Source organism: Streptomyces sp. NPDC056128 (genome assembly GCF_042263835.1).
In the GTDB taxonomy this organism is placed as follows: domain Bacteria; phylum Actinomycetota; class Actinomycetes; order Streptomycetales; family Streptomycetaceae; genus Streptomyces.
The window spans coordinates 1-8,071 of the sequence record NZ_JBHJVQ010000062.1 but is presented as its reverse complement, the minus strand read 5'-3'; the positions used below and the strand labels follow the sequence as shown (position 1 = coordinate 8,071).

The window sequence follows — 8,071 nt, the reverse complement described above, 5'->3', positions numbered from 1 at the left end:
GTGCGTGGCCTTGGCCACGCACCCCGCCCGTCGGACACGGCCCCCAAGGGCCTCAGCGCAGGAAGGGGTCCACCGCGATCGCGAGGAACAGCACCGACACGTAGGTGATGGACCAGTGGAAGAGCCGCATCTCCTTGAGCTTGCCGCCCGTGACCTCGGCCTTGGCGCGGTTCTGCAGCCCGTGCGCCTCCCACAGCCACATGCCGCCCGCCACCAGCGCGACGGCCGTGTAGAACCAGCCGGTGTAGCCCAGCGGGGTCAGCAGCAGCGACACCACGACCATCACCCAGCTGTAGATGACGATCTGCCGTGCGACCACCTTGTTGGAGGCGATGACCGGGAGCATCGGCACGCCCACGCGCGCGTAGTCCTCCTTGACCTTCATGGACAGCGGCCAGTAATGCGGCGGCGTCCAGAAGAACATCACCCCGAAGAGGATGATCGGCGCCCAGGACATCGAGTTGGTCACGGCCGACCAGCCGATGAGCACCGGCAGGCAGCCGGCGATGCCGCCCCAGACGATGTTCTGCGAGGTGCGGCGCTTGAGGATCATCGTGTAGACGACCACGTAGAAGAGGAGCGCGCCGAGCGAGAGCCAGGCCGACAGCCAGTTGACGGTGAGGCCGAACAGCAGGGTGGAGACGATGGCCAGGGTGATGCCGAAGACGAGGCATTCCGCCGGGCTGACCATGCCGGTCACCAGGGGGCGCTGCGAGGTGCGGTCCATCAACGCGTCGATGTCGCGGTCGATGTACATGTTCAGCGCGTTCGCGCCGCCGGCCGAGAGGTAACCGCCGACACAGGTCAGCAGCACCAGTCCCAGATCCGGAACACCCTGTTCGGCGAGGAACATCACCGGAACGGTGGTGATCAGCAGAAGCTCGATGATCCGCGGCTTGGTCAGCGCCACGAACGCCTTGACACGGGCCCCGAACGGCCGGTGACTCGGGCTCTGGCTCGTCCCGATTACCCCCGCAGGACGGGATTCAACGGCCGTCACGCACACCCCTGACAGAGACATCCCAGCAAGCCCGACCGTGTGAAGTGGCGGTAAAGGCTCGCGCGTACCACGCCACTTTAGACGTTGCCCATACCTCGGCCTTCGCGGGGGTGGGGTCGTGTTGGAAGGGGTGCTCCGACGTGCGTTCGGACAGTCGATTGAGCAGTCAGATGAGCGGCGCCGTATTCACATGCCGAATGCGGTTTCGCCCAGTCGACAGGCGGATCGAGAAGAGTCCCGGCAGTCTGGATTCCAGCGGAAAAACGCACGTACTTACGGGGGTAGGCTCGACAGCGGCCGGCCGATCTCACGGACGCGCCGGCAGCCGGTGGGCGCCCACGTGCACCGGCATCCGACATGTGGAGAGGAGCCCTGACTCAGGGTGAGCACCAAGCCGACCACCACAGACCTCGAGTGGACCGAACTGGACCAGCGGGCCGTGGACACCGCCCGCGTCCTGGCCGCCGATGCCGTACAGAAGGTTGGCAACGGCCATCCGGGTACGGCGATGAGCCTGGCGCCCGCCGCCTACACCCTCTTCCAGAAGGTGATGCGGCACGACCCCGCCGACGCGAACTGGGTCGGACGCGACCGTTTCGTGCTGTCCGCCGGCCACTCGTCCCTGACCCTCTACACCCAGCTGTACCTGGCGGGCTTCGGCCTGGAGCTGGCGGACCTGGAGTCCTTCCGCACCTGGGGCTCCAAGACCCCCGGGCACCCGGAGTACGGCCACACCACGGGCGTGGAGACGACGACCGGCCCGCTGGGCCAGGGTGTCGCCAACGCGGTGGGCATGGCGATGGCCGCCCGCTACGAGCGCGGTCTGTTCGACCCGGAGGCCGCCGAGGGCACCTCCCCGTTCGACCACTTCATCTACTGCATTGCCGGTGACGGCTGCCTCCAGGAGGGCATCTCCTCCGAGGCGTCCTCGCTCGCGGGCCACCAGCAGCTCGGCAACCTGGTCCTGCTGTGGGACGACAACCACATCTCCATCGAGGGTGACACGGAGACCGCCGTCTCCGAGGACACCTGCAAGCGCTACGAGGCGTACGGCTGGCACGTGCAGCGCGTCGACCCGAAGCCGGACGGGGACCTCGACCCGAACGCGCTGTACGAGGCGATCGAGGCGGCGAAGAAGGTCACCGACCGGCCGTCCTTCATCGCCATGCGCTCGATCATCGCCTGGCCCGCCCCGAACGCGCAGAACACCGAGGCGGCGCACGGCTCGGCGCTCGGCGACGAGGAGGTCGCGGCCACCAAGCGCGTCCTGGGCTTCGACCCGGAGAAGTCCTTCGAGGTCTCCGACGAGGTCATCGAGCACACCCGCGGCGCCCTGGAGCGCGGCCAGGCGGCCCGCGCCGTGTGGGAGAAGGCCTTCCAGCAGTGGCGGGACAACAACCCCGACCGCGCCGCCGAGTACGAGCGCGTCGCCAGGGGCGAGCTGCCCAAGGGCTGGGAGGAGAAGATCCCGGTCTTCGAGACGGGCAAGGGCGTCGCCACCCGCGCCGCGTCCGGCAAGGTGCTCCAGGCGCTCGGCGCGTTCGTGCCCGAGCTGTGGGGCGGCTCGGCCGACCTGGCCGGCTCGAACAACACGACGATCGACAAGACGTCGTCCTTCCTCCCGGCGGGCAACCCGCTGCCCGAGGCGGACCCGTACGGCCGCACCATCCACTTCGGCATCCGCGAGCACGCGATGGCCGCGGAGATGAACGGCATCGCGCTGCACGGCAACACCCGCATCTACGGCGGAACGTTCCTGGTCTTCTCCGACTACATGCGCAACGCCGTCCGCCTGTCGGCGCTGATGCACCTGCCGGTGACGTACGTGTGGACGCACGACTCCATCGGTCTCGGTGAGGACGGCCCGACCCACCAGCCGGTCGAGCACCTCGCCTCGCTGCGCGCCATCCCGGGTCTGAACGTGGTCCGTCCGGCGGACGCCAACGAGACGGCGATCGCCTGGCGCGAGATCCTGCGCCGCTGGACGAAGGAGTTCGGCAAGGGCCAGCCGCACGGTCTGGCGCTCACCCGCCAGGGCGTGCCGACGTACGAGGCCAACGACGACGCGGCCAAGGGCGGCTACGTGCTGTTCGAGGCCGACGGAGGCGACGCCGAGGTCGTGCTCATCGCCACCGGCTCCGAGGTGCACGTCGCCGTGGAGGCGCGCGAGCGGCTCCAGGCCGACGGTGTGCCCACGCGCGTGGTGTCGATGCCGTCCGTCGAGTGGTTCGAGCAGCAGGACCAGGGGTACCGGGACAGCGTCCTGCCCCCGTCCGTGCGTGCCCGTGTCGCGGTCGAGGCCGGTATCGGCCTGACGTGGCACAAGTACGTGGGAGACGCCGGCCGCATCGTTTCGCTGGAGCACTTCGGTGCCTCGGCCGACGGCAAGGTGCTCTTCAAGGAGTTCGGCTTCACCGCCGAGAACGTGGCCGACGCCGCGCGGGAATCCCTCGCCGCGGCTCGGCGCTGACGCCCGTATACGACACGTAGGAGATGCATTTTCCATGACAGACGCACTCAAGCGCCTCTCCGATGAAGGCGTGGCGATCTGGCTGGACGACCTGTCCCGCAAGCGGATCACGTCCGGCAACCTCGCCGAGCTGATCGACCAGCAGCACGTCGTGGGCGTCACCACCAACCCGTCGATCTTCCAGAAGGCGATCTCGCAGGGCGACGGCTACGACCAGCAGCTCGCCGACCTCGCCGTCCGCAAGGTCACGGTCGAAGAGGCCATCCGCATGATCACCACGGCGGACGTCCGCGACGCCGCCGACATCCTGCGCCCCGTCTTCGACGCCACCGGCGGCAAGGACGGCCGGGTCTCCATCGAGGTGGACCCGCGCCTCGCGCACCACACCGAGGCCACCGTCGCCGAGGCCAAGCAGCTCGCCTGGCTGGTGGACCGCCCCAACACCTTCATCAAGATCCCGGCCACCCTGGAGGGCCTGCCGGCCATCGCCGAGACCATCGGCCTGGGCATCAGCGTCAACGTCACGCTGATCTTCTCGCTGGAGCGGTACCGCGCGGTCATGGACGCCTTCCAGACGGGCCTGGAGAAGGCCAAGGAGCGCGGCCTGGACCTCTCGCAGATCCACTCCGTGGCGTCCTTCTTCGTGTCCCGCGTGGACACCGAGATCGACAAGCGGATCGACGCGCTCGGCACCGACGAGGCCAAGGCCGTGCGCGGCAAGGCCGCCGTCGCCAACGCCCGGCTCGCCTACCAGGCGTACGAGGAGGTCTTCTCCTCCGACCGCTGGGCGGCCCTGGAGAAGGCCGGCGCCAACAAGCAGCGTCCGCTGTGGGCGTCGACCGGCGTGAAGGACAAGGCGTACAGCGACACCATGTACGTCACCGACCTGGTCGCGCCGAACACGGTCAACACCATGCCGGAGGCCACCCTGGTGGCCACCGAGGACCACGGCGAGATCACCGGCAACACCGTCGCCGGCACCTACGAGCAGGCCCGCGCCGACCTCGACGCGGTCGAGAAGCTCGGGATCGGCTACGACGACGTGGTCCAGCTGCTGGAGAAGGAGGGCGTCGAGAAGTTCGCCGACTCCTGGAACGACCTGCTGAAGTCGACCGAGGCGGAGCTGAAGCGCCTCGCCCCCTCGGAGGGCTAGGACATTGTCAAGCAGCAACCCGCTGCGTGACCCCGCAGACCGACGGCTCCCGCGTATCGCGGGGCCGTCGGGTCTGGTCATCTTCGGCGTCACCGGCGACCTCTCCCGCAAGAAGCTCATGCCCGCCGTGTACGACCTCGCCAACCGGGGTCTGCTGCCGCCGGGCTTCTCGCTCGTCGGATTCGCCCGCCGCGACTGGGAACACGAGGACTTCGCCCAGGTCGTGCACGACGCCGTCAAGGAACACTCCCGTACGCCGTTCCGCGAGGAGGTCTGGCAGCAGCTCATCCAGGGGATGCGCTTCGTCCAGGGCACCTTCGACGACGACGACGCCTTCGAGCGGCTGCGCGGCACCATCGAGGAGCTGGACAAGGCACAGGGGACGGGCGGCAACTTCGCCTTCTACCTCTCGGTGCCGCCGAAGTCCTTCCCGGTGGTCATCCAGCAGCTGAAGAAGCACGGGCTGGCCGACCAGTCGAGCGGCTCCTGGCGCCGCGCGGTGATCGAGAAGCCGTTCGGCCACGACCTGAGGTCGGCCGAGGAACTGAACGCGATCGTCCACGAGGTCTTCGGCTCCGACCAGGTCTTCCGCATCGACCACTACCTGGGCAAGGAGACCGTCCAGAACATCCTGGCGCTGCGGTTCGCCAACACGATGTTCGAGCCGATCTGGAACCGGTCCTACGTCGACCACGTGCAGATCACGATGGCCGAGGACATCGGCATCGGCGGCCGGGCCGGCTACTACGACGGCATCGGCGCCGCCCGCGACGTCATCCAGAACCACCTCCTCCAGCTGCTCGCGCTGACCGCCATGGAGGAGCCCGCCTCCTTCGACGCGGACGCGCTGGCCGCCGAGAAGACCAAGGTGCTCGGCGCGGTCCGGCTCCCGAAGGACCTGGGCCGGGACACCGTGCACGCCCAGTACGCGGCCGGGTGGCAGGGCGGCGCGAAGGCCGTCGGCTACCTGGAGGAAGAGGGCATCGACCCCAAGTCGAAGACCGACACCTACGCCGCGATCAAGGTCGGCATCGACAACCGCCGCTGGGCGGGCGTCCCCTTCTACCTGCGCACCGGCAAGCGCCTCGGCCGCCGGGTCACGGAGATCGCGGTCGTCTTCCAGCGGGCCCCGCACTCCCCCTTCGACCAGACGGCCACCGAGGAGCTCGGCTCGAACGCGATCGTCATCCGCGTCCAGCCCGACGAGGGCGTCACGGTCCGCTTCGGCTCCAAGGTGCCGGGCACGTCGATGGAGATCCGGGACGTGTCCATGGACTTCGCGTACGGCGAGTCCTTCACGGAGTCCAGCCCCGAGGCATACGAGCGCCTCATCCTGGACGTGCTGCTCGGCGACGCGAACCTCTTCCCGCGCACGGAGGAGGTCGAGCTGTCCTGGAAGATCCTCGACCCGATCGAGGTGTACTGGGACCAGCACGGCACCCCGGCCCAGTACCCGGCCGGCACCTGGGGCCCCGTCGAGGCCGACGACATGCTGGAGCGAGACGGACGGAGCTGGCGCCGCCCATGAAGACGGACCTCACGGACACCACGGCCAGCAAGATCAACAAGGCGTTGGTCCTCGGCCGCCGGGCCATCGGCACCCCGGCCATCGGCATGGTGCTGACGCTGGTCATCGTCACCGACGAGGAGAACGCCTACGACGCGCTGAAGGCCGCGAGCGACGCCGCGCACGAGCACCCCTCGCGCACGCTCGTCGTCATCAAGCGCGTCTCGCGCTCACCCCGGGACCGCACCAGGTCCCGGCTGGACGCCGAGGTGCGCCTCGGCGCCGACGCGGGCACCGGCGAGACGATCGTGCTGCGGCTGTACGGCGACGTCGTCGACCACGCCCAGTCGGTGGTCCTGCCGCTGCTGCTGCCGGACGCGCCGGTCGTGGTGTGGTGGCCGGTGAACGCGCCGCTGGACCCGGCCCGGGACCCGCTCGGCGCCCTCGCCCAGCGCCGGGTCACCGACACCTACGCCTGCGAGGAGCCGGTCCGGGAGCTGGTGGCCCGCGCCGACGCCTACGCGCCGGGCGACACCGACCTGTCGTGGACCCGCATCACGCCGTGGCGCTCGATGCTGGCGGCGGCCCTGGACCAGGTCGACTGCCAGGTGCAGGCGGTCGAGGTGGAGGGCGAGGAGTTCAACCCGAGCTGCGAGCTGCTGGCGATGTGGCTGGCGGACCGGCTGGACGTGCCGGTGAAGCGCTCCGCGTCGAGCGGCCCGGGTCTGACGGCGGTCCGGATGGACACCGACTGCGGTCCGGTCGTCCTGGACCGGGCCGACGGGTCGCTCGCGAACCTGTCGATCCAGGGCCAGCCGTCCCGCGCGGTGGCGCTCAAGCGCCGCGACACGGCCGAGCTGATCGCGGAGGAGCTGCGGCGCCTCGACCCGGACGACACCTACGCCTCGGCGCTGCGCTACGGGGTGGAACGGCTGAACGCCCCGGCCAAAGGAGGCTCCGACGGCGGGGAGGGCGCCGTCGCGGTCGCCGCTCCCGTCGAAACGGTCGCGAAAGCCCGCGCGAAGGACGCGGCGCAGGAGAAGACACCGGTGAGGAAGGCGGCGGCGAAGTGAGCGAGACCCCTCAGCTGGTCGTCCACCGCGACAAGGAGCTGATGGCCGAGGCCGCCGCGGCCCGGCTGATCACGAAGATCGTGGACGCGCAGGCCTCCCGGGGCAGCGCGTCCGTGGTCCTCACCGGCGGACGCAACGGCAACGGCCTGCTCGCGGCGCTCGCCGGGTCCCCGGCCCGGGACGCGATCGACTGGAGCCGCCTCGACCTGTGGTGGGGCGACGAGCGCTTCCTGCCCGAGGGCGACCCGGAGCGCAATGTCACCCAGGCGCGGGAGGCGCTGCTGGACTCGGTGCCGCTGGACCCGAAGCGGGTGCACGCGATGCCGGCGTCCGACGGCCCGCACGGCGCCGACGCGGAGGCCGCGGCGGCGGCGTACGCGCGGGAGCTGGCCGAGGCGTCCGTCCCCGAGAACCACGCCGCGGTGCCGTCCTTCGACGTCCTGCTGCTGGGCGTCGGCCCGGACACGCACGTCGCCTCCCTGTTCCCGGAGCACCCGGGCGTGCGGGAGACGGAGCGCACGGTGATCGGCGTCCACGGCTCCCCCAAGCCGCCGCCCACCCGCGTCTCGCTCACCCTGCCCGCGATCCGCGCGGCCCGCGAGGTGTGGCTGCTCGCGGCGGGCGAGGACAAGGCGAACGCGGTCGCGATGGCCCTGTCGGGCGCGGGCGAGATCCAGGCCCCGGCGGCCGGCGCGAAGGGCCGCGCCCGCACCCTGTGGCTGCTGGACTCGGCGGCGGCGTCCCAGTTGCCGAGGTCGCTGTACCCGCCGGCGTCCGCCTAGTGATCTGGTTGTGAGTCGGTCGGGCACCACATGAGTTGCCTTCGGTACCAAGTTGGCGGGTTTGGCTGACGGGTGCCGGTCGGCTT

The 8,071-nt window shown here is 70.2% G+C and carries 6 protein-coding genes; 5 read left to right on the top strand and 1 reads right to left on the bottom strand.

Annotated elements, in window-relative coordinates; genetic code table 11:
• Positions 1–52: 52 nt before the first annotated feature.
• Positions 53–1,021 (bottom strand): heme o synthase, encoded by a 969-nt coding sequence (locus ACFC1X_RS40450; protein WP_376364682.1) that lies wholly within the window; start codon positions 1,019–1,021, stop codon positions 53–55.
• A 361-nt stretch (positions 1,022–1,382) separates the two neighbouring features.
• On the opposite strand from ACFC1X_RS40450, the gene tkt reads away from it, so the two are divergent.
• Genes tkt through pgl form a run of 5 tightly spaced genes read left to right on the top strand, consistent with a single transcriptional unit; the run spans position 1,383 to position 7,985 of the window.
• Entirely contained in the window at positions 1,383–3,470 is a 2,088-nt protein-coding gene (gene tkt, locus ACFC1X_RS40445; protein ID WP_376364679.1) for a transketolase, read from the top strand.
• 34 nt (positions 3,471–3,504) lie between these two features.
• Positions 3,505–4,623 carry a transaldolase gene (tal, locus tag ACFC1X_RS40440; protein WP_376364676.1) on the top strand — a complete coding sequence of 373 codons (1,119 nt, stop codon included), beginning with the start codon at positions 3,505–3,507 and terminating at the stop codon, positions 4,621–4,623.
• Positions 4,624–4,627: 4 nt separating this feature from the next.
• Positions 4,628–6,151 (top strand): glucose-6-phosphate dehydrogenase, encoded by a 1,524-nt coding sequence (zwf, locus tag ACFC1X_RS40435; RefSeq protein WP_376364673.1) that lies wholly within the window; start codon positions 4,628–4,630, stop codon positions 6,149–6,151.
• Complete coding sequence (gene opcA, locus ACFC1X_RS40430) at positions 6,148–7,203, top strand: glucose-6-phosphate dehydrogenase assembly protein OpcA (protein WP_376364670.1); 1,056 nt, start codon at positions 6,148–6,150, stop codon at positions 7,201–7,203. The genes zwf and opcA overlap by 4 nt, the downstream gene beginning before the upstream one ends.
• Entirely contained in the window at positions 7,200–7,985 is a 786-nt protein-coding gene (gene pgl, locus ACFC1X_RS40425; RefSeq protein ID WP_122614864.1) for a 6-phosphogluconolactonase, read from the top strand. Before opcA ends, pgl begins: the two co-directional genes overlap by 4 nt.
• Positions 7,986–8,071: the final 86 nt, after the last annotated feature.